The sequence below is a fragment of the Virgibacillus sp. M23 genome, from assembly GCF_034190895.1.
Taxonomy (GTDB): Bacteria; Bacillota; Bacilli; order Bacillales; family Amphibacillaceae; genus Virgibacillus; species Virgibacillus salarius.
In genome coordinates, this window is the sequence record NZ_JAWDHA010000008.1 from 81,826 (window position 1) to 105,274 (window position 23,449).

The window sequence follows — 23,449 nt, forward strand, 5'->3', positions numbered from 1 at the left end:
CCATGAAAAAGTCACAGAGCATTCCGTGGAGAATTGGCATTGTCCTTGTCATCTGTTTAATGACGATGATGATCATCAGTTTTTTCTATACACCTTTTGGTCCGAATGAAATGAATACAGGTAGCCGCTTAGAAGCTCCTTCCTTCTCTCACCCATTCGGAACCGATAATTTCGGAAGAGATATTCTAAGTAGAGTAATGCAAGGAGCGCAAACAGCTTTTCTTATCGGAACATCCTCTGTCTTTATCGGACTTATGTTCGGATTTATTTTAGGAGCAAGTGCTGGGTATTTTGGTGGTTGGGTGGATGAAATCATTATGCGATTCATTGATGCGATGCTTGCCTTCCCCGGTATTTTACTAGCCATCATGCTTATTTCAGTATTTGAGCCTGGGTTAAAAAACACCATTATTGCGATCGGGATTATGAGTGTACCTGGTTTTACAAGAATTATTCGGAGTAGTTTTATTCAATACAAGACATATGATTTTGTCAAAGCAAGTGTTGCCAAAGGTGCAGGAGCATTACGCATTATTTATCATCATATTTTACCTAATGCCTTCTCTCCTATTCTAGTGGCAGCTACGTTAAATTTTTCCGGAGCTATTTTAGGAGAGTCTGGCCTTAGTTATCTCGGGTTAGGTGTACAACCGCCAGATCCTAGCTGGGGGCGTATGTTAAAAGAAGCACAGCCATTTATTGTAACAGCACCTTGGTATGTGATTATCGTCGGTGTCATCATCACCATGATGGTGCTAGGATTTAATTTACTAGGGGACGGCATCCGAGATAAGCAAGATACAAAAGCCTAGGAGGTTGAAATAGTGAGTACTCCTTTATTATCCATAGAAAATCTAGATGTTGCGTTTCATTTTCAAGATGGAGACTATAACGCCATTAATCATGTTTCCTTTAACGTTTATCCAAATGAAGTACTAGGTATTGTTGGAGAATCTGGCTGTGGTAAAAGCTTAACTTCAAAAGCAATTATGGGAATCTTACCCGAAAATGCAAGTGTTAAACAAGGAAGCATCACCTTCCGTGAAACAAATTTAGTGACAATGAAGGAAAAACAATGGCAAAAAATCCGTGGTGATGCGATTTCCATGATTTCTCAAGAACCAATGACATCCTTGAATCCCTTACTAACAGTAGGGAAACAAATTGCAGAGGTATTAAAACAACATCGATCCTATTCCAAGAAGGAAATGAAGGAAAAGACTATTGCACTTATGAAGGAAGTTGGCCTTCCTCGAGCAGAAGCACTTTATAAGTCATACCCTCATCAACTTTCAGGAGGAATGAGGCAACGTATCGTTATAGCGATTGCACTAATTGCTTCCCCGCAATTAATCATTGCGGATGAACCAACCACAGCATTAGATGTCACGATTCAAGCTCAGATATTAGATCTATTTAAAAATATTAAAAACACGAGAAACAGCTCCCTTATTTTTATCTCACACGATTTAGGCGTCATACGTCAGGTGTGTGACCGTGTCGTCGTAATGTATGCAGGCCGTGTGGTGGAACAAGGGAAAGTAGCAGACATTTTGTATGAGCCTAAGCATCCATATACGAAAGGACTTATTCAGTCGATTCCTGATCATACGAAAAGAGGGCAAGAATTGTACACCATCCCAGGAAATGTACCTGGCTTAAAGGAGCGTAAAAGAGGCTGTCCTTTCGCCGATCGTTGTGCTCATCGTATGGATATCTGTCATACCCATTTTCCAGACGAAGTTCATGTAGAAAATCAAGCAGTATCCTGCCATCTGTATACGAAGGAGGAAGTCAAACATGTCAGCACCATTCATTGAATTACACAATGTGCATAAGCATTACAAACAAAATAGACGTTCCATCTTTGATCAGCCTTCTGTGGTAAAAGCAATGAATGGTGTCTCCTTTTCCTTGTACGAAGGGGAATCCTTCGGGTTAGTTGGTGAAAGTGGCTCTGGTAAATCCACGACGGGGCAGGTCATTTTACAATTATTAAAGCAAACTAGTGGATCGATTTATTACCAAGGTACAGATGTTACCACATTTACAAAGCAACAATTAAAGAGTTGGCGAAAAAAAGTTCAAATTGTCTTTCAAGACCCTTACGCCTCCCTCAATCCAAAGAAAACGATTGAATGGATCTTGCATGAGCCCTTGGAAATTCATCATATCGGAGATAAAGCTTCACGCGAGGAAAAAATTCTTGAAACCATCCATGACGTTGGCTTAGATACATCTTTCTTAGACCGTTATCCACATGAGCTCAGCGGAGGGCAAAGACAGCGTGTTGCTATTGCCTCCGCATTAATTTTGGATCCTGAATTTATTGTCATTGATGAAGGAGTATCAGCGCTCGATGTCTCCGTTCAAGCTCAAATTTTGAATCTGTTAACTAAATTGCAGAAAAAATATAATCTTACCTATCTGTTTATTTCGCATGATTTAAATGTGGTGCAATATTTCTGTGATCGTATTGCTATCATGTACTTGGGAGAAATCGTGGAGTTGGGTAGCACCGAGGATATAGGGGCAAATCCGAAACATCCATATGCGGAAGCCTTATTTTCCGCCATTCCGCACCTTGATGTAGATGAGGAACGCATTCCACTAGCAGGTGAGCTCCCGGACCCGAGTAACCCACCTACTGGATGTCCTTTTCATACGAGATGTGCCAAAGCGATGGATAGTTGTAAAAGCGTGAAACCAGTAGTCCATCCAATGCGTGCGGGCTACCAAGTAACATGTCATTTATATACCCAAGAGCCTGAACACCAAACAAGCTAATAAGGAGGAATTAAATATGAGACTAGGCATCATATCTGATTTACATATTGATGTTAATCGTGAGATGGTTCCTGTTAATACGAGCTATATAGAAATTTTGTATAAAAAGATACAAAAGGAAGCAATTGATATTTTATTGATAGCAGGTGATATCTCCAACGATTATCAGATAAGTATTCCCTTTTTAAATGATTTAGAAGCATGGAGCAATATTAAAGTGCTTTTCGTGCCAGGTAATCATGATTATTGGTCTAAAGAGAATCAGGTAACTGATACATGGGAGATTTACAAGGCTTACAAGGCATGGCATGGTTGCCTTTCGAACGAACCTTATGTATTGAATGAAGAGTGGGTCGTCATTGGCGATTCTGGATGGTATGATTACTCATTCGGAAATTCCTCCTTTTCTGTAACAGAATTTGATAAAGGACATTATATGAATCGAACCTGGCAGGACTTTATTTATACAAGTTGGGGCAGGTCAAACATTAACATGCACGAGCATTTTTATCAAAAAATAAGTGAGGACTTAGAAGCATATAAAGACAAAAAAATTATCATGATGACCCATATGCTATCGCATGCCAGCTTCACGGTTCCAATGCCAAATAAAAAATGGGCGTATTTTAACGCCTTTCTAGGGAGTGAATTATACAGCACATTGTACGATAAGTATGATGTGCGCTATGGCATCATGGGACATGTCCATTACCGAAAAGTAGAACAAACGGATAAAACTACTATGATTTGTGCTTGCGTTGGAAACAATAGCGAATGGCAGACAAAGAACCTTGCTAAAGAAATAGATGATGCTTTTTATGTGTTGGAATTAGAAGGCTAAGAAGATTCGTGATTGGATTAGTTTAGAATACACTAAGCTAATCCTATTTTATTGCTATGAACATGATAGATAGATTATATTTTACGAGATAGGCAAATTAAGATGCCGTAAGACTGAACGCAATAGGTCATTTAAAAGCTACTTCATCAAAGAGCTTCTCACGGAGTGCCTTTACGTGAGAAGCGAGTGGGAAACTCTGCTTTTAAAAAAAAACGCCCATTTGAATACTATTTCTTATTCTTTACTCCTATCCCTTCTCTTTTTATAATTTAAATCAATTACTACATCACCAATACCTATTGCAATAAAACCATTAAGCAAAGTAAAAACAGGAGTTAGCATATTCCCTTTATTAGTGAACAGCATCATAATCAACACAATAACGCTAACAAAAACAAATAATATACCTAATACGTACAATATACGACCGACAAACAAATTTATTCCCCCTCTTTTTAGATTAACCTTTTATTTACACGCGCCCTACCAATAAGTGTAGCATTTCATAGTTTAGGTTGATATATATTTCCCCATTAACGCGCATATTCGTAATAAGCAAACTAGCTAGTCACTGGTTGTTGGCCTTTTTTCGCTATACCTTATGATAATGGTAGTCGAGGTAGAGCGTAGCTCCCTTAAAATAGACCACTTTAATGAACTGTTCGTCACCAACTTGTATAAACTTGTTATAAATAATAGTTTTCTCTACCAAAAAGTTTTCATATCTCTCTTAGGCAGACATGAAAACTGGAAAGCATGGTATTATGTTCTTAATAGTCTATCTGCATGACACAAAAGAACAGCTCTCACTTTTTAAATACAAGTTCACCATGGGACATTATTATTCTAACTAAATATGTACACTCATTTTTAGCTAGATATATAAAATTCATAATTTTGTTTCATTTTAAAGTCATATAACTTATGGACATAACTTAACTTCTTTGAATGCTTTATGTCTTGCTTAGGGAGTAGCTTTTTAAATACTATAGGGAGGAATTGAATGGGATTAGGATTTATAATTATGGGTTGGTTAGGTATTTTGATATATTTATTTTTAATCTTCACTGCAAATAAGCTAGAGAAAAATGGAGAAACTGCACTTCTTCATTTAATTATTTGTTTTGTATTTATTTTTTTCACACCATTGCCATTATATTTAAGTTTTAATAATCATAACCCAATCTTTTGGTTAAGTTCAATTTTCGTTTACTTATTTTTGATAATGATAATTATCACTATGGCATTACAAGTAGGACATTTAAGTTACAGTAATAAACAGCTGAATAATGATAAGTGGCAAGAAAGAGATAATTGGATGATACATGGGATGTTAGGAGATGTTTTCGAAAGCATCGTTAATGTTGTATTTCATATATGGATATTACTTTTAGCTATCGGCTTCTTTATTGAAGACGAGTTTGTAATGGCTGCTATAATGACTGTTTTTAGTCTATTTATCATAAGAAACCTTTTCATTCTTCTTAACGTAGTAATAAAAAAACCAATGCGTTTATTTCAGATATTTAAGATGAATTCAGTTATAACTACTCTAGAAACCTTTATATTCTTTGTAGTATTAGTTTGTTGGATGACATTTTATCTTTAATTAATATTCTTTTCGGGTAACATCACGTACTCATCGATTTAAAATTTACTCCTAAGGCTACCTGTTCTGTTATTAGCTTGATAGCTATGCGTATTCATTATAAATAATAGTTATATTTGGAATAAATGGATTTTGGAAAAATTAGGATGTAGACGAACGAATATCTAGTAATGGAGCATTGCCACATCGCTATCAAGCTAACAAAAACACACTATCCTATAAAATGAATAAACACGCTTTATTCAACTGTGACAGCAAATAATTTATTATCTATCCATAATTTAGGTTATTTCCACTTGACAATCTTCAACATATATACAAGATAAAAATGTTTACTTGTATCTCCTAGTCCGTGTAATAGATTGAGCGCATACACCTATTCAGGAAAGCAACTTCTTCTTTTATTCTTGTATCCTTCTCTTGAATCAACACTTCTAGATTATCATTTCTATATCTTCGATGAGGACATCTTGTCTATCTTTATATATTTCGTGGTCGCTACTAAATCACCGATATTAGATAACTGTGTAGCTCTATTTATAACTGTATCCATAACATAAAACCACGCCAACTATAATTGAAAAATTCATCTAAAAACATGTGATAGTTCCTTTTACAAGGTAATTTATAGTAACGGAATGTAAGCAATTTAGCAACTATATGCCATTGTTATTAAGTTGGTACTATAAAAAATAAATTTGACAGGTTGTCAGTCATGAAATATAATAAACACAGCTTAATTGATAATGATTATCATTTAAGCTGTGTTGTCTACAGTATTTTTTCAGCTACAACTTTACGCATCATGTTTAAATCGAGTTGATTTTTCTCCAATCCGAATAAATGTTCAAAAGTAGATTGCAACGCCGTAATACGAGCAATCTTCTCCTTATTTGTCCAACTAAATAAGGATGAATCAACCCAGTGATGAATAGTAGATAGGAAGAATTCTGCTATAAGTGCGGGAGTTTCGACTTTGAAAATCCCTTCTTGATTACCTTGTAAAATCATTTCAGTAACCATTGGTGAGAATTGGCATATTGTTTGCACATACACTATTTGACGCAACAGCGAGTTATGGTCATTACGTAAATAGCTAAAGATTTCAACATGGTTAAGTGGATCGTCTAATTCATAAATGAAAATCCACGCTAATTTTTCATAAGCAGTTAAATCTGTGCGTAGCAACACATCACGAAAATGTTTATGTAAAATCTGTAACTGTCGATTCACTAATTCTTGGGCTAATATTTCTTTTGATGCAAAGTGATAATAAAGTGTTCCTTGAGCAACTCCTAAACCTTTCGTTATATCTGTAGTTGATGTTTTATCATAGCCTTTTTCACTAAATAATTTTTCAGCCATATCTAATATTTCGTTGCGGCGCTCTATTGTACTCTTTGTGATTCTTGCCAAGAGCATCACCCCCATTCCTTTATTTAAACACTCAGTATAAAGGTAGTCAAACGCTTGTAAAAATAAATTCGACTGGTTGTCAGTCAAAAAGGTTTTAATATACTAAAAAATTTTATTCGTATTAACAGGTTGTAGTGCAACTGATACTACAAAACAGGTTTTAAATAAAGAAGCTGTTACACAAAGTCAAAATAATGATCCGATCAACGTAGATAGCTACACATACGAAGGGGAAAATATTGAACAAGCAATCAAAAAGACACCACAAAATTGTATTTAACAAAGCAAGTACGACAGATGCCTTTATTCTTGAGCAACAACAGCGTATGCAAAAGGTACAAGTTATAACCAAAAAAGCAGAACATAAGCCATCTGTTTTAGTTATTGGCGTATCAAAAGGCACCTATTTTTACTATGCCCCCAAATGGGCCATTATTGACGAATGATAGAAGGTTTCAATGCAACCTTTATGGAAATGTCTGATGAAGATTATATGGAACTATCAACAGAAGCTATTTGAGCAGCAAACCCAGACAAAAGAATTTCAGCAACCAAACTGAGAGATCACGAAAAACGAATTTTTGGCTGATAAACGCTTAGCGAAAATCGATGCGATTAAAGATAAAGAAATTTTAGAGGAGGAATATACAAGTGCTATTAATGATGGCTTAGAATTAGGAGATTTATATGAAGATGTAGCGAAATTTATTCACCTAGAGTTATTTCAATAGGAGGCAAATAAAATGAAAAATATCATAATAAGTAGTTTATTCATCAGTTTATTATTTTTACTTCTAGGCTGTAACACCTCAAATGAAACGAAGGAAGAAAAGCCTCAAGCAATGAATTCACATTACCCATTGAATTATGATGTTTTTAATTATGAAGGTGATGTGCTACAGCAAACAATCAAAAATGAGCCTGAACGTGTTTTAGTTATTGGCTCTGCAATGGCGGAGTTAATGGTGAAATTTGGCTTACAAGATAAAGTTGTTGGCTTTGGGTATGACGATCAAACAAATACAAGTTACCAAGAAGAAATTAAAAGGATGCCTTTATTAAGTGAGATGTGGCCATCAAAGGAATCGATTATTGCCTTAAAGCCGGATTTAATTCTTTCTGTTGCTTCTGCTTTTCGTGAGGATATGATTGGTTCAATTCCTTCTTGGAATGAGCGAGACATTCCTACTTTAACGGCAGTTAATTTCAATGTGGGACGTAGTAAAGAAACTTATTTTGATGAAATTAAAAATTTTGGACGTGTTTTTAATATTGAAGATCAAACAAATGAATATATCAATAAACAGGAATCACGTATTCAAAAAATAGCTGGTACGATCGACCACTCACAAGAAAAACCTAAAGTGCTTTTTATCAGTCATGTACGTAATAAATATTTTTACTACTCACCCGATTGGTGCATGGTAGATGAAATGATTGAGCTTGCGAATGGTGAGTTTGTAAATATGTCCGATCAACCGTATATCGAGTTGTCTGCTGAAGCTATTATTGCGGAAAACCCAGACAAAATTATCTTGACACAATTCCAAAAGCAAAATGAAGAAAAAACATTGCATGCCCTTTTAGGAGATAAACAATTGAAAAATGTAAATGCTATCAAAAACAATGATGTTTTAGTTGTGGACTATACTAATGCAGTAAATGGAAGTCCTGAAATCGCAAAATTATATGAAGATGTGGCTAAATTTATTCAACCTACGCAATTTTCGGGTGCTGAATTATGATACAAAAACATTTCACTTTAACAATTTTTCTTTTATTGTTGACTACTTTTTGTACCATCGTTCTGTCCATTGCAATTGGACAGGTTACGATTCCAGTAAGCACAACAATTGAAACCATTTTTTCTTCATTTACAACTCAAGAAAAAAATTTATTTTATGACATCATTTGGGATATTCGTATTCCTCGAACATTATTAGCTTTATTAGTCGGGGCTGGCTTAGCATTGTGTGGTACTGTTATGCAAGCCTCTGTGCAAAACCCTTTAGCTGACCCTTATATTTTAGGTATTTCATCTGGTGCGTTATTAGGTGCTACTTTTTCAATTGTAATTAGTCACACGCTGGGCAATTTCTTTGATTCCATTAGTTTACTTGTTTGGGCGTTTCTCGGCGCACTACTAGCTACTGTTGTCGGTTTATTTCTAGCTAATATCGGACAAAAAATGTCGGTAGTGAAATTAATTTTGGCAGGTACAATTGTCAATGCACTATTCACAGCAATTTCTAATCTATTTATCTATTTTGCAAAAGATGCAGAAGGGGTTCGTTCCATTACTTTTTGGACAATGGGTAGTCTTGCTTCAGCTAAATGGGCTGACCTACCACTCATCACAATTTTTATTGTGGTAATTTCTATTTTCTTCATCTCACAATGGCGTGTAATGAACGCCATGCTTATGGGCAAAGAAGCTGCAATGACTTTAGGAATCAACCTTCATGTTTTGCGCAAAGTGTACCTAGTTATCTCTGCCATTTTAACCGCAATTATTGTGGCAAAATGCGGCATTATCGGATTTGTTGGTTTAATTATTCCTCACTTAGTACGAATTTTTTCAGGCGCAAATCATCGCTTTTTAGTACCTATGGTTTTACTCGTTGGCGGCATATTTTTAATGTGGGCTGATTTACTAGCACGTATTATTATCACAAACAGCGAATTGCCAATAGGTATTGTAACAGCGATTTTAGGTGCACCTGTATTTATGCACATGTTAATAAAAAAGAAATATGGTTTTGGGGGAGATTAAAGTGAAATTACATGCCGAAAACATTTCTTTTATGGTAGATAAAATAAAAATTATTGAAGATATTTCACTACAGGTAAATGAAGGACAATTTGTCGGTATTTTAGGACCGAATGGCTGTGGAAAATCAACTTTATTAAAAAGTATTTATAAAGTAAATAAGCCACAAGCTGGAACTGTCATGTTAGATGACCTTAATGTTTTAGAAATCACACCAAAAAAACTCGCAACACATCTGGCGGTTGTTGGGCAATTTAATACTACTTCTTTTGATTTTACTGTTTATGAAATGGTAGCAATGGGGCGTACACCTCATAAAAAATTTATGGAGAATGACAATGCACACGACAGAACATTAATTCATGCTGCATTAGAAAAAGTAAACTTGCTTCATAAACAAGAGCAAATGTTCACGCTTTTATCAGGAGGTGAACAACAACGTGTCGTATTAGCACGCGCGTTAGTACAAGAGCCAAACTTCTTAGTATTAGATGAACCAACAAACCATTTAGATATTAAATATCAAATTCAAATTTTAAGTGTAGTAAAGTCTTTAAAAGTAGGTACTTTAGCTGCATTACATGATTTGTCAATCGCTTCAATGTATTGCGATTATCTTTATGTTTTAAAAGATGGACGCATTTATGCACAAGGAAAACCCAAAGATATTTTAACAACTACATTAATTAAAGAAGTGTATGGCGTAAATTGTCATATTTCCACAAATTCCGTCACAAACCAACTTATAATTTCATATTTTCCGATGTTAGGTGACGAATAAAGGAGTTTTTTGATGTCTGCAACGCAAGATACATATTATAAATATCGCTGGTGGGCACTGGGTATCGTATTATTACCAACCTTATTAATTTCATTGAACAATTACATGCTGCAAATTGCATTACCGAGTATCCAAATCGATTTACATTTATCTTTTACAACTGCACAGATTTTATTTTCTTGCTATGCCATTGGCTTAGCTGTGCTGTTAATTGTCGGTGGTAAGCTCGGGGATATGTATGGCAGACGAAAAACCTTATGGTTTGGAGTGGCTTTATTTATCCTTTCATCATTAATTGGTGGGCTTACATCCATTACTACTCTTTTAATTGGTATGCGTTTAGTTCAAGGCATTGCCGCTGCCATTATTCAGCCACAAATACTAGCGATTATACAAGTGATATTTCCATCACACGAACAAAAAGTAGCCTTTAGTTTGTATGGTGCTGTTATAGGTATCGCATTTGCTTTTGGTCTAATTTTAGGTGGATTAATTATTGACTGGAATTTATGGGGATTAACTTGGCGTAATGTTTTCTTTCTGAATATCCCTTTTGGTATTTTAGTGTTAGTACTTCTACCTTTAATTCCTAAAGATTCGCATATGTTAAAGGTTAAAATTGATTGGATAGGAACAGCTTTATTAATGAGCAGTATTTTATTAGCAATTGCAACCTTAACAAATAGTCAAAACCATGGTTTTAGTATTCTTACGATTTCCATCTTAATTTTAACTATTATGAGTACACTATTATTTATTAAAGTAGAGAAAAAACAAAAACACCCTTTAATAGATTTAAACATATTCACAAATAAACGCTTTAGCTTGGGGATTATTTCGTTAGTTAATATTTATTTAAGTATGTTTGCATTGTTCTTTATTTTAAGCTACTATGCACAAAACTTTTTAGGCTATGATGCTAAAGCAACTAGCATCATTTATTTACCGATTGGACTAGGATTTTTCATTAGTTCATTATTAGCTGCTCGAATTACACAATTTTTACGTGATTTAATTTTGTGCTATGGAGCATTAATCATGAGCATTTGTATTGCGAGCTTAGCGATACTCTTGTATTTTGCTTGGACACTGCAAGATGCATTAGTTATTATAATACTCTTTATTTATGGTTTAAGTCTTGGTTTAGCTACTACACCTTTAGCAAGTATTATTTTAAATGGCTTACCTCTCAAAATTGTTGGCGTTGCTTCTGGTATTTTTAATACTGCTATGTACTTAGCTAATTCTTTTGCGGTAGCTTTTATCAGTATTTTATTTTCAAGCTTTATGTTACCGAGCACTGCATTTTTAATGTGCTTAATAAGTATTTCGATAGCTTCACTTATAGCCGCCGCATTGTTTTATTATTATCAAAAAACGTTACATACACAACAAAACTGTTAATGAAATACAAATCCTTATTAACTAAGTATATTAACCTACCTCCTATTAAATTGGACAAAAAAACGCATATTTAAGTAACAAGAGAATTTAGAAAGATCTATTATTGCTCTATACATTTACTAATAAAAAGCTATAAAGCTTTATAAAACAAAGGTTTATAGCCCTTTTTCACTCCCTAGCTCTTCCCCGTTAACTTACTTGAATGATGACTTCATCATCTTTCTCAATTACAGGTCTTGGTATATTCTCATAGCGTAAATCCTCAATAACGTACCGTATACATTTAAAGCTTCCATGGAAATGCTGCTCTCCAAATTACAACTGATGTCCCATTAACCGTTTGGTTGCAAAAAGCTCTCCATGTCTGACTTACTTGCTGTTGGATGTAAAGTATAATTTATAATCTATAATTTTCGTTAACTCTTGTCTTTTCATCTCTAACCTCCCCTCCTAAAGCTAATCTTGTACTAGCTTTAGTAATACTTTAAGGATTAAGTATTGACAAATTTGTAAGTTTAATTTATATTTTATACATCAAAAAAAATTGATTTATAAGCGAGGTGAAAAATATGGAACGAATTAAAAATGTAAAAGAATTAAGCAATGATGAAACTCTCGACTTTTATGAGAATATGTTTAACGCCTTAGCTGATAAAATAAGACTTAAGATTTTAAACGAAATTAATAAAAGTCCTCATAAAAACTTATGTGTTTGTGATTTAGAAGAAAAATTAGATTTAAAACAATCTAAACTTTCTTATCACCTAAAAAAATTAGTAAATGCCAATATACTGATTTCAGAAAAGCATGGAACATGGAATTATTATAGAATTAATGAAGAACAAATACAGCTTGTTTTAACCGAAGATACTTGTTGTAAGATCTTTTAACAAGTGTCTTACTTATCTACTTAATAAATCAAATTTTATTGATTTATTAATCAAAATTATTTGATTTATAAAAGTGAGGAGTTATACGAATGTCAGATACAATTTTAGAGTTTATCCAAACATTTTTCATGCTATTCTTTGAATTGCTTGCGTTGTTTATAGCTGTCAGTTTTATTGTTAGTTTAATCCAACAAGTAGTATCAGAAGAAAAAATAAAAAGATTATTAAATCGTCCAAACAATGCCGTTAATTATGTGTTAGGAACATTCTTTGGTGCAATAACACCATTTTGTTCATGTTCAACGATACCTATTTTGGCAGGATTATTAAATGCAAGCGTTCCATTTGGGCCTGCTATGAGTTTCCTTATCGCGTCCCCTTTAATGAATCCAGTAGTTGTATTTATGTTATGGGCTCTTATAGGATGGCAAATCACAATTGTGTATATTGTTGTTCTAAGTATTTTTAGCATATTAACTGGATTTATATTTTCAAAATTACATTTATTAGATTCATATAAAGGAGTAACAGTAAAAGGTGATGGGTTCTTTAGTAATAAACAAGGATCTAGAATAAAGCAAGCATTAAATGACGCATGGGCATTTCTTTACCCAATGCTTCCTTATCTATTCATTGGTGTTTTCATAGGTGCCTTTATTTATGGGTTCATACCAACTGAGTTCATTACGAAGTATGCAAGTGGTGACGGCATTTTCTCTGTTTTCATCGCCTCGCTTATTGGCATACCAATGTATATCAGACCAGAAACGATGTTACCTATAGCAGAAGCTCTTGTTTCAAAAGGAATGTCAATGGGTACAGTTATTGCTTTAGTTATTGGAGGAGCAGGGGCTAGCATCCCAGAAGTTGCCTTATTATCTAAGTTATTTAAAAAGAAACTATTAGTTGCATTTATAGCAGCTATTTTAATTGTAGCTATGGCAACTGGTCTCATCGTAAATCTAATTTTTTAAAGGAGAGGTGATCATTATATGAGTATGGAATTTTCAGTTATAAAGCGCTATGGTAATGCTGCTATTAATCATGAACAAAACCTTTGCTGTCCTGTAGAATACGATACAAAGTACCTCAAGATTATACCAGAGGAAATCATAGAAAGAGATTATGGTTGTGGAGATCCTTTAGGGAAAATTAAAGAAGGAGACACCGTTTTAGATTTAGGTAGTGGGGGTGGAAAAGTTCCTTATATCGTATCTCAAATTGTTGGGGAAACCGGAAAAGTCATTGGTGTAGATATGAATGATGATATGCTTTCCCTTGCTAAAAAGTATCAACGGGAAATAATTGAAACTTTAGGTTATGACAACGTCACTTTTCATAAAGGGAAGATTCAAAACTTGAAATTAGACTTAAATAAGGTAGATGAGTATATAAAAGAAAATCCAGTAGCTAGTCTAACTGATTTTAATTCAATTAACGATTACATCTTACATTTAGAAGAAAGCTTTCCAATGATTAAAGATAATAGCATAGATGTTGTTATTTCCAATTGTGTGTTAAACCTTGTTTCAACTAAAGAAAAAGAGCAATTATTTAATGAAATATATAGAGTTTTAAAGAAAGGTGGCAAAGCTGTCATATCGGATATTGTTTCAAATACGGAAGTTCCACAGGAATTGAGAGATGATGAAAATCTATGGAGTGCTTGCTATTCGGGAGCAATGGAAGAGAAGAAATTTATAACTGCATTCGAAAATGCAGGGTTTTATGGTATTACCATTGATAAACGCATGGAAACATGGACAACAATTAAAGACATAGATTTTAGAAGCATGACAGTTACAGCATACAAAGGAAAAGACGGAGCTTGTCTTGATAAGGGGCAATCTGTCATTTATAAAGGGCCATTTAAACATATCGAAGATGACGATGATCACATTTATCAAAGAGGTGAAAGAACTTATGTATGTGAAAAAACCTTTAATATATTGAAAAAGGAACCATTCTCACAACTTTTTGATTTTATAGATGGAGATGAACACCACCTCAGCAATGATGATGAATGTTGTGCATCCACTTGTAATTGTTAATCTCTTTAGAAGGAGGTGATAAGATTGGAAAAAAGCAGCTTTAAAAAAGCAATCTCTAAATTAAAGCCGAAACAACAAGAATGTTGCTCTGTGCAAATTGAAGACAGTAAAGAAAACGAGCATGAATCAGAAGCTAAAAAAGAGCAAAATAATAATAATTGTTGCTAATTAGTAATTCAAGGAAGCATAATTTTATGCTTCTTTTTTCCACATTATGGAAATGTTCTAATATAACATGCATACCTAATCCTAAATAAGGAATACTGGAAATGACCATTTAAGTAGCTGGGTAGGTTCGAGCAAATATCAAATAGCAGGACTTTGGACTAATTTCAATAAACCATTTGGGAACTCATGAAATTTTCATGACTCCCTTAATTGCTATAGGTGTTTAAGTATAAAATGAAACTTCATTCAGTGAGTTTTTCCATCCCCCACTGTATGTTAGTACCACAAGGGCATGACCTAAAGGTCTTTGAACCAATCGGGCTGTTAAATCTCTCACTTAGAAATGAAGTGTTTCCTTAACCAATAGTTAAATACCACTTTTCAAAGTGTGCCATAAAATATAAAGAGCCAAAAACCCTTGTTAGACAAAGGTTTCTAGCTCTCCTACAATTATTCCCACTCTATCGTAGCTGGTGGCTTAGAAGTAATATCATACACAACGCGATTAATGTGCTGGACATCATTAACCAGTCTTGTTGAAACTTTCTCTAGAACGTCCCAAGGAATACGTGCCCAATCAGATGTCATACCATCTATTGAGGTTACAGCACGAATACCAATAGTGTAGTCATACGTTCTTGCGTCACCCATAACACCTACACTACGGATGTTAGGAAGGACAGTGAAATATTGCCAAATATCACGATCTAATCCAGCTTTAGCAATTTCTTCTCGTAGAATGGCATCTGATTCACGGACGATTTCTAGCTTTTCTTCTGTAATCGCTCCTAAAACACGGATAGCTAATCCAGGTCCTGGGAAAGGCTGACGCCAAATAATACGATCAGGAATTCCCAGTTGAGAGCCTAGTTCTCTAACTTCGTCTTTAAATAATGTATTTAATGGCTCAATTAGTTCGAATTGCATATTTTCTGGTAATCCACCAACATTATGGTGTGATTTAATCGTTTGTGCGGTTTCCGTACCACTTTCTATAATATCTGTATAAAGCGTACCTTGAGCAAGGAAGTCCATATCCTTTAACTTGGCGGCTTCATCATCAAATACATAGATGAATTCATTACCAATAATTTTACGTTTCTTTTCAGGGTCATCTACACCCTCAAGCTTCGATAGGAATCGATCTTTCGCATCCACTTTAATAATATTCATATGAAAATCATCAGCAAATACTTTCATCACATCATCCGCTTCATTTTTTCGAAGTAGACCATGATCTACAAAAATACACGTCAGCTGGTCACCAATTGCTTTGTGAATTAAAGCAGCTACGACTGATGAATCAACCCCACCACTTAACGCACATAAGACATTGCGATCTCCAACTATTTCTTGGATTTTTTCTACTTCCATTTCAATAAAGTTTTCAATTGTCCAGTCGCCTGTACTTTGACACACATCAAAAACAAACTGCTTTAGTAAATGATTGCCGTATTCAGAATGGCGTACCTCCGGATGATACTGAACACCATATAATGCCTTCTCTGGATGACTCATTGCTGCAATTGGTGTAGAAGAACTCGTTGCATCAACAGTGAATTGCTCAGGCACTTGCTTGACTTTATCTCCATGACTCATCCAAACTGTTTGTTGTTTTGGTGAATCTTTAAATAAAATAGGGTCGCCATTTAAGTCGATAAGTGCTTTTCCATACTCACGATTAACTGCCTTTTCCACTTGACCACCAAAGTGTAGAGCCATTAGCTGCATTCCATAGCAAATTCCTAAGATAGGAATATCTAATTCAAATAATTCCGGATCACATCGGAAACTGTTTTCATCATACACACTATGCGGTCCCCCAGAAAGAATAATTCCTTTCGGGTTCATTTCCTTAATTTCTGCCGCTGTAAGCTTATGTGAATGTAATTCACTATATACGCCTAACTCTCTAATTCGTCTAGTAATGAGCTGATTATATTGACTGCCAAAATCCAATACTAAAATCATTTCGCTGTTGTCCATGTGCATAGCTCCTATCTATATTTTTTCTCCGCTCGCCTACTAGTTGTCTCCTGATTTTATGATGGAATACATGAATATAAAAAAGTGAAAGAAGCTTTTAAGGCTATTCTATAACTTTGCCTACACCCATGTGCAAAAATATACATTTTTACCATATAATGAAAACTGGATTCCTACCCCATGCAAATAAAAACTACCAGTAGCTAGCTTTGTACGCTGTATCCGATTCGATACTACGTAGAGGCGCACAGCTACAAATAGCGGAAAAGGATAGCTTTTAATAACTACTATCCCTTATCTGCAAAAAGACAGAAATCCAGAAATATACATTATTCCGATCTTCTGCCTTCATAGTCAGAGCATTTACGGCGCTCCGGTAGAAACTTTCGAACCATATTATCGAGGATATACGAACGGCGATATTGATATTACTATAATTATGTTCCTATTCTACTAACCATCATGACGGAGGTCAAGCCAATATCCGTTTGATTAAATTTTTCCATAATTGCGCAAGTTCTTGTTTAGGAGCTTGCTCGTTTTGTTCTCGATAGAGCAATTCTTCATAATGATAGGTCAGCTTACGCATTTCATTTGTTTCATATTTACGATCGATTTTCATTGCATATTCTCGTAAGGTTTCATCTGGAAGTTTGCCATTTCCATTATGTGCTAATAATTTTAATAAATAATGATAGGCAATTTGATAGTTCCTTGCATTCCAATTACTTGATACTTTTCGCTTTAAGAACCAAGTTTGCCAATGGTATCTAGTACGATATCCAATATACACCATAATCACAACCAAAATAATTGGAATAATAATATATTCCCACCTCATCGAAACCTTAATTTCTTCTGGTGAAGCTCCTGCAGGTTCTACCTCTGGCTGCTCCTTTGCTTGCTCTTCTTGTTCAGGCAGCTCCTGCTCCTCTTGTTGCTGCTGTTCCTGTTCATCATCTGTTTGCATACCAGTATTATCAATAGACGTTTGAAAATCCGCTAGGTTAGAAAATCCTTGGGTCGGCTCAAAAGGCACCCAACCTATTTCTGGGAAATACACCTCTACCCATGAATGTGCATTTGCATTCGTCACTTCGTATAAATTATTTCCTGACTGTTTATCAATTAATTCTCCGCCAGTAAAGCCCTTTGCCCACCTCGCTGGGATATCAAGCGTTCGCAGAAGCACTACCATCGATGTAGAAAAATTATCGCAATAGCCTGCTTGCGATTCAAATAAAAATTGATCAACATAATCTTGGTGTTTCTCCGGAACAGGAACTTCTGTCGTTTGATAGGTAAATCCATTACTGGAGAAATACTGTTCAATTGCCTTTGCCTTATCATAACGATTCTCTTTATCTGCAGTAATTTCTTGCGCTAGTTCGCCAACCCGTTCCGGAAGGCTATCAGGGAGCTGTAAATATGAATCATAAGGATCAGCTTGACCGGAAGCTTCTCGTAATGCGGTAATATCAAATGTTGGATAATCATAATTAATCGTATAGGTTTCCATGTTATCCATCAGCTCATAATCATCATTACGTAGCTGAATGGCTTCGGAACGTGCGTCCACAAAAGCCTCTGCAATTTTTGGATCGAGTTCTTTAAAACCATATGGCTGTAATAATTTATCAAACGAATGATTACCAAGAAACTTGACAGTTGCCTGCAACTTCTGAGAATCTACCGAATCATCGTACATTGGTGGTATCTTTTCAAATGGTATATAGTGTGGACTACCAGAAAACTCCCACCCTTTTCCCGTATAAACATCCTTTGTCTCGATTCGCCAGTAATGATTTTGCTCTGCCGTTGCTTGAAAAACCGGTGTATAATCCTGGACAAATGATCCACCCAAACGTGAATCATCTTCGCCATAACCAACTTTTTGGATGAGCGAATTATTTCCAGAGCTACCAGCATTCTCTGCAGTGCTTGTAATAAATGGTACAGGGTCCGGCCATTGTGGATCAAACTTTGGTGCAGCGAATCCTACAACAGAAGAAAATAATACGGTTAAGATTAATGGCAATATCCAATCAGGCGATTTCTTCACCCAAGTAAATGGAATGGATTCTCGATCCAACTCCTTCATAAAATTAGCAATACCTAACGCAATAAAGGCAACAATGAAGGTTCTAAATATAGCAAATCCGCCATTATAGGCTGTGAAGGTGTCTAATATCGTTAAGTAAATAAATGTTAATAAAACAAATAGCAGTATTCGTTTCATCACTACAAACCAGTAATGTAGCAGGTAGCTCATTAGCCAAATTAATAGAAGAAAGAGAACACTTCTAAAAAGTGGCGTCAAATCGTACCAGGTTTGCGCAAATAACGCTTGTACATTATATGAGATATCAAGAAATAACTGTTCAAACCACATCGGGCTTAAAAAAGTCGGATCTAGAAACAAGCTGTCAATAATAATAAATAAAGCAGTACCCTTCAATATAAATGAAATCCACCATTTTATTTGAAATAAGGAAAGACTAAAACAAAAGATACCATAAAGTATAAATATCATGATATTATTTGTATCTGTTATTTCCTGCAAAGGGTATAACCATTCTAGAAATAGCATGAAGCCACAAATATACAAAATAGAGGTGTAAAATATCGAATTACGTTGTTCCTGATTCATCATTTTCCTTTCACCTCTATTGGATTTTTCATCAACTGTTGTTGTGACAATACATGAATACGAATACCTTCAAACTGTAGTTGATGAATATAATGCTGATTAAGAGACATTTCTTTCGGCGATTGAATGAGCAAAACAATGACTCGCTTTGAACGCTGGTTTACTTTTTTAACCATTTCATTAAAGTTATTATCAATATGGCTAGTAATAATTAAAATTACGCTCCCACTAGCTATCTTCATTCGTTCACGCTGCATCTGTAGCGAAAAGGATTGATTGCCACCAGGCTTCATTCTAGTAAGATGCTGTCTTACCATATCTGATTTTAATGGGTCATGATGTATCGGAAAATATACTGTACTAGCTCCTACTGTTAACAAGCCTATTTGAGTAGATTGCTTTTTCACATGTTCCATTAAAGAAAAGGTGACTTCTACCATTCCCTCAAACGTAACATCATTAAGATGCTCATCGGAGCAGCCATCTAATACTAGTAAGATATCCGTACTCTTCTCTTGTTCAAATTCCTTTGTCATAACCGTGTTCTTCCTAGCTGTCTGCTTCCAATCAATCCACGAAAATCGATCTCCAGGCATGTATTCTCGTATTCCTGTTGCCACATTTGTGTTATTTAATTGTAGCGCGGAAGAAGTAGTCGCGCCTTGCTCAAAGCTAATTATCTGTTCTTTAAATACCATTGGACGAGCATTTGGGTACACTACTAATACATCAGCAAGTTGAAACACATGCTCCTTTTTTACGAGACCAAAGAAATCACCAGTACGTATGCGAACAGCATTTAAATAATGCTCACCTCTAGGGACATGCTCCAATTGATAAGTAAAACTAAACTCCCGTCTAAATGCAGGAAAAATGACTTTTTTTAAAGTACGACTAATAGTTAGCTTATCAGGATTATCCATATACCGATACTTGTCATTTTTGTTATCCAATTTTCGTAACGAACTTGGAATCACTTCTTCACATATGCAATAGTACAAAGGGAAAGCCAATTTCCTACGAATCGTTATGGTCACGGACACACTCTCACCTGCCCCAACAACCGACCTAGAAAACTTCCTTGTCATCTTCCAATTTTTTATGGGATGTAATAGAAACCCTATCTGATAACAAAAAATCGGAATAAATCCAAAGAATAAGAACCAACTTACGAATCCACCCTGAAACATTGCATAAGAGAATAATAATAGGAATAAAAAGACAACAAACAGCCCATTTAGTATCATTCGCACATGAGCGTTCATTAACTAAATTCCTTCCGAATAGGTACATGAGTACTTTTAACAATGGATGAAATGATATCATCAGCTGTTACGCCATCATATTTCGCCTCTGAGGTTAATATAATTCGGTGTGCTAAAACATATGAAGCAAGAAATTTAACATCATCAGGTAATACGTAATCACGCTCCATAATATATGCATATGCTTTTGCTGCTTTCATTAGGGCGATGGATCCTCTTGGACTAACTCCTAAATAAATAGACGGGTTAGATCGTGTACTAGAAATTAAATTGATAATATAGTGCTGGACATTTTTGTCCACATAAACATTTGCTACTTCTTCTTGTATCCCTTTTAACTCTTCTCTAGTAAGTACAGCTTCAATAGATTCAATGGGTTGTTCACGAGCATTCCGTTCTAGCATTTCAAGCTCCTCTCCAAACGTTGGATAACCCATCTTTAATTTTAAAATAAATCGGTCTAATTGTGCTTCTGGAAGTGGATACGTGCCTTCATACTCAATTGGATTCTGTGTTGCCATTACAAAGAATGGACTAGCTAGAGCAATCGTTTTTCCATCTACGGTAACATTTTTTTCTTCCATTGATTCTAGGAGGGAAGATTGTGTCTTAGGGGAAGTACGATTAATTTCATCAGCTAAGATAATATTGCCCAAAATAGGTCCGCCACGAAATTCGAACTCTAATGTTTTCGGATTATAAATAGAAACTCCTGTGACATCAGAGGGGAGCAAATCTGGTGTAAATTGAATTCTACGAAAATCACAATCTAATGATTTAGCTAATGTCTTTACGAGCATTGTTTTCCCAACACCTGGTACATCCTCCAAGAGAACATGTCCTTGAGCTAGTAGTGCTACTAAACTAAGAACAGCCGCATCCTCTTTACCAATCATTACTTTATTTATATTAGTTAATACCTTTTCAATCTTTACATTATATACTGCCGTACCCTGCATACCCTTACCCCTCTCTGCCAAACTGTTGTTTTCATGTAATTTAAATATTCTTTCAGTTCAATTTATACCTATTTTATGCAAATTCCCTTTACTATCCATCCCTTTATCTCTTTACTATCATGCATATCTTGCTAGTGCTAGTCCCTTTGTCATGACTTAAAAAGAATTGGGCGAAATTTTGCTAAAGCACATTTATAATATTTACATCTAAAAGTTGAGATTAACTAGTCTATAAAGTGAAACTTCAATCCGTGAAGTTTGGTTTATCCCCCGCTGATTGGTAGAGTACCACAAGGGGATGACCTAAAGGCCTTTGAACCAATCAGACATGTACTGACAGTCGATCCTCTCTTACCAATATTGGTTTCACTTTATTTGAAGCGAGAGTGTTACTGCCAGTTATAAGTGGGATAAACCTAATTAAATAAACATCTATTTCTAATTAGCCTACTATTACTATACTAAAAAAGCCCTACTAGTGAAAGGCAGACAATTAAATAGTTTTCCTTACTAATATAAACGTTTATGACAATACTTATACCTACAAAGGTGAAAATTCAATTCGCGGGGGTTACTGCCAATTATATGTAGGATAATAGCGAGTAATAGACTAGTTCATTATTTTGCGAATGAAATAGGAGATGGAGAAAAAAGTAGATACTCTTTTTCTATCTTTTCTATGTATCTTAGAAAAGCTCCAGCTTACTTCTATCCATCGTTTACATACACCCTTTTAATCCGACTCATTAAGCTAGCAAGTACTTCATCTATATTACTATGTATCCAATCGGCAATGTCTCTCGCTGAGATAATCTGCTCATGCTGGCTTCCGATAATAACAACTTCATCTCCTTCATGAACATTAGGAATAGCGGTCAGGTTTACAAATGTTTGATCCAAGGATATTGTACCAATTATCGGTACACATTGGCCTTTTACCAACACCAGGCCATTATTAGAAAGTAATCTTTTAAAGCCATCACCATGACCGATAGGAAGAACGCCGATCTTCTCATTCGCTTTCGTTACATATTCTCCACCATATCCTACACTAGAACCAGGCGGTAAGGACCTTATATGAATTAGCTTTGATTTTAAAGACAATACTCTATTTAACGAAATCAGCTTATCCTGTCTACGATCTGGAGTATATCCATAAAGGGCAATCCCAGTTCGTACCATATCAAGATGCATATCCTCTCTTTCAATCGCGATTGTCGAAGCACCTACATGGTGTACGGGAAAGGAATATCCAGCTTCATGGAGCTTCTTTGTCGTCTGCGTAAACAAATGAAATTGGTTTTCTGTTGTCGACCAGTCCCCTTCATCCGCACTAGAAAAATGTGTGAATATCCCTTCCCAGGACAGCCCGGGTAAATGATAACAAGCCTTACAAAAGGAGAGTGCATCATTTGGTTCGATCCCAAATCGTTGCAGACCTGTATTTAGTTTTAGATGAACAGGCATGCGTTTTTGCTGTCTAACAGCCATCTTACTAATCGATTCTGCTATATCTACTGAACTGATCGTTGCTGTCAAATGATGATATACAACATCCTTTGCTTGTGAGGAGGTTATAGGTGGTAGAATATGTATTGGGACATGGATACCACATTGACGGAGTAGAGACCCTTCTTCAACACTGGTCACTCCTATCCGATCTGCGCCAGCTTGGATTGCTTCCTGAGCGATGGGAACAATCCCATGACCATAGGCATTTGTTTTCACGACAGCCATCATCATACAATTTTTTAATTGTTTCTTTACCATTATTATATTATAACGAAATGCAGTAAGATTAACTTCCGCGATTGTATGACTAGCAGCTAATGTATTTACAAATTGGAACATTTTCTACCCCCCATTTACAAT

The 23,449-nt window shown here is 35.3% G+C and carries 22 protein-coding genes and 1 riboswitch; of the genes, 15 read left to right on the top strand and 7 right to left on the bottom strand.

All coding sequences use genetic code 11. From position 1 onward, the window contains the following. The first annotated feature begins 2 nt into the window (after positions 1 to 2). Genes RVS70_RS05050 through RVS70_RS05065 form a run of 4 tightly spaced genes read left to right on the top strand, consistent with a single transcriptional unit; the run spans position 3 to position 3,628 of the window. Positions 3 to 812, top strand: a complete 810-nt coding sequence (locus RVS70_RS05050) for an ABC transporter permease (protein ID WP_321132579.1) — start codon at positions 3 to 5, stop codon at positions 810 to 812. A gap of 12 nt (positions 813 to 824) precedes the next feature. After that, the gene (locus RVS70_RS05055; protein ID WP_321132580.1) at positions 825 to 1,820 is read left to right on the top strand and encodes an ABC transporter ATP-binding protein; all 996 of its coding nucleotides are present in this window, start codon (positions 825 to 827) and stop codon (positions 1,818 to 1,820) included. Then, positions 1,801 to 2,787 (top strand): oligopeptide/dipeptide ABC transporter ATP-binding protein, encoded by a 987-nt coding sequence (locus RVS70_RS05060; RefSeq protein WP_321132581.1) that lies wholly within the window; start codon positions 1,801 to 1,803, stop codon positions 2,785 to 2,787. The genes RVS70_RS05055 and RVS70_RS05060 overlap by 20 nt, the downstream gene beginning before the upstream one ends. Positions 2,788 to 2,803: 16 nt before the next feature. After that, positions 2,804 to 3,628 (top strand): metallophosphoesterase, encoded by an 825-nt coding sequence (locus RVS70_RS05065; RefSeq protein WP_321132582.1) that lies wholly within the window; start codon positions 2,804 to 2,806, stop codon positions 3,626 to 3,628. A 234-nt stretch (positions 3,629 to 3,862) separates the two neighbouring features. On the opposite strand, the gene RVS70_RS05070 is transcribed toward RVS70_RS05065, so the two are convergent. Beyond that, entirely contained in the window at positions 3,863 to 4,066 is a 204-nt protein-coding gene (locus tag RVS70_RS05070; RefSeq protein WP_321132583.1) for a hypothetical protein, read from the bottom strand. A 565-nt stretch (positions 4,067 to 4,631) separates the two neighbouring features. Between RVS70_RS05070 and RVS70_RS05075 the strand changes: the two genes are divergently transcribed. Further along, positions 4,632 to 5,237 (top strand): hypothetical protein, encoded by a 606-nt coding sequence (locus tag RVS70_RS05075; protein ID WP_321132584.1) that lies wholly within the window; start codon positions 4,632 to 4,634, stop codon positions 5,235 to 5,237. Between the two features lie 771 nt (positions 5,238 to 6,008). Here the strand turns inward: RVS70_RS05075 and RVS70_RS05080 are convergent. Beyond that, positions 6,009 to 6,653 carry a TetR/AcrR family transcriptional regulator gene (locus RVS70_RS05080; protein ID WP_228088895.1) on the bottom strand — a complete coding sequence of 215 codons (645 nt, stop codon included), beginning with the start codon at positions 6,651 to 6,653 and terminating at the stop codon, positions 6,009 to 6,011. 239 nt (positions 6,654 to 6,892) lie between these two features. On the opposite strand from RVS70_RS05080, the gene RVS70_RS05085 reads away from it, so the two are divergent. The 10 genes from RVS70_RS05085 (at position 6,893) to RVS70_RS05130 (ending at position 14,717) form a co-directional block, all read left to right on the top strand. Beyond that, complete coding sequence (locus RVS70_RS05085; RefSeq protein WP_321132585.1) at positions 6,893 to 7,099, top strand: hypothetical protein; 207 nt, start codon at positions 6,893 to 6,895, stop codon at positions 7,097 to 7,099. A gap of 135 nt (positions 7,100 to 7,234) precedes the next feature. Next, the gene (locus RVS70_RS05090; protein WP_321132586.1) at positions 7,235 to 7,384 is read left to right on the top strand and encodes a hypothetical protein; all 150 of its coding nucleotides are present in this window, start codon (positions 7,235 to 7,237) and stop codon (positions 7,382 to 7,384) included. Positions 7,385 to 7,396: 12 nt separating this feature from the next. Then, on the top strand, positions 7,397 to 8,398 hold the full coding sequence (locus tag RVS70_RS05095) for an ABC transporter substrate-binding protein (protein ID WP_228088892.1): 1,002 nt from the start codon (positions 7,397 to 7,399) through the stop codon (positions 8,396 to 8,398). Further along, a complete protein-coding gene (locus RVS70_RS05100; RefSeq protein WP_321132587.1) occupies positions 8,395 to 9,426 on the top strand; it encodes an iron ABC transporter permease in 1,032 nt (343 codons plus the stop codon). The genes RVS70_RS05095 and RVS70_RS05100 overlap by 4 nt, the downstream gene beginning before the upstream one ends. A 1-nt stretch (position 9,427) precedes the next feature. After that, positions 9,428 to 10,204 carry an ABC transporter ATP-binding protein gene (locus RVS70_RS05105; protein WP_321132588.1) on the top strand — a complete coding sequence of 259 codons (777 nt, stop codon included), beginning with the start codon at positions 9,428 to 9,430 and terminating at the stop codon, positions 10,202 to 10,204. A 12-nt stretch (positions 10,205 to 10,216) separates the two neighbouring features. Beyond that, a complete protein-coding gene (locus RVS70_RS05110) occupies positions 10,217 to 11,608 on the top strand; it encodes an MFS transporter (RefSeq protein WP_321132589.1) in 1,392 nt (463 codons plus the stop codon). Positions 11,609 to 12,177: 569 nt separating this feature from the next. Further along, complete coding sequence (locus RVS70_RS05115; RefSeq protein WP_321132590.1) at positions 12,178 to 12,498, top strand: metalloregulator ArsR/SmtB family transcription factor; 321 nt, start codon at positions 12,178 to 12,180, stop codon at positions 12,496 to 12,498. An 89-nt stretch (positions 12,499 to 12,587) separates the two neighbouring features. Then, positions 12,588 to 13,472, top strand: coding sequence for a permease (locus tag RVS70_RS05120; RefSeq protein WP_026679871.1), 885 nt, complete (start codon positions 12,588 to 12,590; stop codon positions 13,470 to 13,472). An 18-nt stretch (positions 13,473 to 13,490) separates the two neighbouring features. Then, on the top strand, positions 13,491 to 14,549 hold the full coding sequence (locus tag RVS70_RS05125; protein ID WP_321132591.1) for a methyltransferase domain-containing protein: 1,059 nt from the start codon (positions 13,491 to 13,493) through the stop codon (positions 14,547 to 14,549). Between the two features lie 24 nt (positions 14,550 to 14,573). Beyond that, the gene (locus RVS70_RS05130; protein WP_321132592.1) at positions 14,574 to 14,717 is read left to right on the top strand and encodes a hypothetical protein; all 144 of its coding nucleotides are present in this window, start codon (positions 14,574 to 14,576) and stop codon (positions 14,715 to 14,717) included. Positions 14,718 to 15,167: 450 nt separating this feature from the next. Here RVS70_RS05130 and guaA read toward each other — a convergent pair whose 3' ends face one another. From guaA to alr, 5 genes are all read right to left on the bottom strand, one after another. Beyond that, on the bottom strand, positions 15,168 to 16,703 hold the full coding sequence (guaA, locus tag RVS70_RS05135; RefSeq protein ID WP_321132593.1) for a glutamine-hydrolyzing GMP synthase: 1,536 nt from the start codon (positions 16,701 to 16,703) through the stop codon (positions 15,168 to 15,170). Positions 16,704 to 17,034: 331 nt separating this feature from the next. Further along, positions 17,035 to 17,136: riboswitch (purine riboswitch) on the bottom strand. 39 nt (positions 17,137 to 17,175) lie between these two features. Continuing rightward, on the bottom strand, positions 17,176 to 19,356 hold the full coding sequence (locus RVS70_RS05140; protein WP_205389605.1) for a DUF3488 and DUF4129 domain-containing transglutaminase family protein: 2,181 nt from the start codon (positions 19,354 to 19,356) through the stop codon (positions 17,176 to 17,178). After that, positions 19,353 to 20,618, bottom strand: coding sequence for a DUF58 domain-containing protein (locus RVS70_RS05145; protein ID WP_321132594.1), 1,266 nt, complete (start codon positions 20,616 to 20,618; stop codon positions 19,353 to 19,355). Before RVS70_RS05145 ends, RVS70_RS05140 begins: the two co-directional genes overlap by 4 nt. Then, a complete protein-coding gene (locus RVS70_RS05150; RefSeq protein ID WP_321132595.1) occupies positions 20,618 to 21,577 on the bottom strand; it encodes a MoxR family ATPase in 960 nt (319 codons plus the stop codon). Before RVS70_RS05150 ends, RVS70_RS05145 begins: the two co-directional genes overlap by 1 nt. A 708-nt stretch (positions 21,578 to 22,285) precedes the next feature. Then, the gene (gene alr, locus RVS70_RS05155) at positions 22,286 to 23,428 is read right to left on the bottom strand and encodes an alanine racemase (RefSeq protein WP_321132596.1); all 1,143 of its coding nucleotides are present in this window, start codon (positions 23,426 to 23,428) and stop codon (positions 22,286 to 22,288) included. Positions 23,429 to 23,449: the final 21 nt, after the last annotated feature.

Excerpts from the sequence above, each read along its gene's own strand:
- RVS70_RS05140 (WP_205389605.1), bottom strand. The coding sequence starts at position 19,356 with ATGATGAATCAGGAACAACGTAATTCGATATTTTACACCTCTATTTTG.
- RVS70_RS05100 (WP_321132587.1), top strand. The coding sequence starts at position 8,395 with ATGATACAAAAACATTTCACTTTAACAATTTTTCTTTTATTGTTGACT.
- alr (WP_321132596.1), bottom strand. The coding sequence starts at position 23,428 with ATGTTCCAATTTGTAAATACATTAGCTGCTAGTCATACAATCGCGGAA.
- RVS70_RS05145 (WP_321132594.1), bottom strand. The coding sequence starts at position 20,618 with ATGAACGCTCATGTGCGAATGATACTAAATGGGCTGTTTGTTGTCTTT.
- RVS70_RS05095 (WP_228088892.1), top strand. The coding sequence starts at position 7,397 with ATGAAAAATATCATAATAAGTAGTTTATTCATCAGTTTATTATTTTTA.
- RVS70_RS05050 (WP_321132579.1), top strand. The coding sequence starts at position 3 with ATGAAAAAGTCACAGAGCATTCCGTGGAGAATTGGCATTGTCCTTGTC.
- RVS70_RS05125 (WP_321132591.1), top strand. The coding sequence starts at position 13,491 with ATGAGTATGGAATTTTCAGTTATAAAGCGCTATGGTAATGCTGCTATT.
- RVS70_RS05110 (WP_321132589.1), top strand. The coding sequence starts at position 10,217 with ATGTCTGCAACGCAAGATACATATTATAAATATCGCTGGTGGGCACTG.
- RVS70_RS05150 (WP_321132595.1), bottom strand. The coding sequence starts at position 21,577 with ATGCAGGGTACGGCAGTATATAATGTAAAGATTGAAAAGGTATTAACT.
- guaA (WP_321132593.1), bottom strand. The coding sequence starts at position 16,703 with ATGGACAACAGCGAAATGATTTTAGTATTGGATTTTGGCAGTCAATAT.
- RVS70_RS05120 (WP_026679871.1), top strand. The coding sequence starts at position 12,588 with ATGTCAGATACAATTTTAGAGTTTATCCAAACATTTTTCATGCTATTC.
- RVS70_RS05115 (WP_321132590.1), top strand. The coding sequence starts at position 12,178 with ATGGAACGAATTAAAAATGTAAAAGAATTAAGCAATGATGAAACTCTC.
- RVS70_RS05065 (WP_321132582.1), top strand. The coding sequence starts at position 2,804 with ATGAGACTAGGCATCATATCTGATTTACATATTGATGTTAATCGTGAG.
- RVS70_RS05060 (WP_321132581.1), top strand. The coding sequence starts at position 1,801 with ATGTCAGCACCATTCATTGAATTACACAATGTGCATAAGCATTACAAA.
- RVS70_RS05075 (WP_321132584.1), top strand. The coding sequence starts at position 4,632 with ATGGGATTAGGATTTATAATTATGGGTTGGTTAGGTATTTTGATATAT.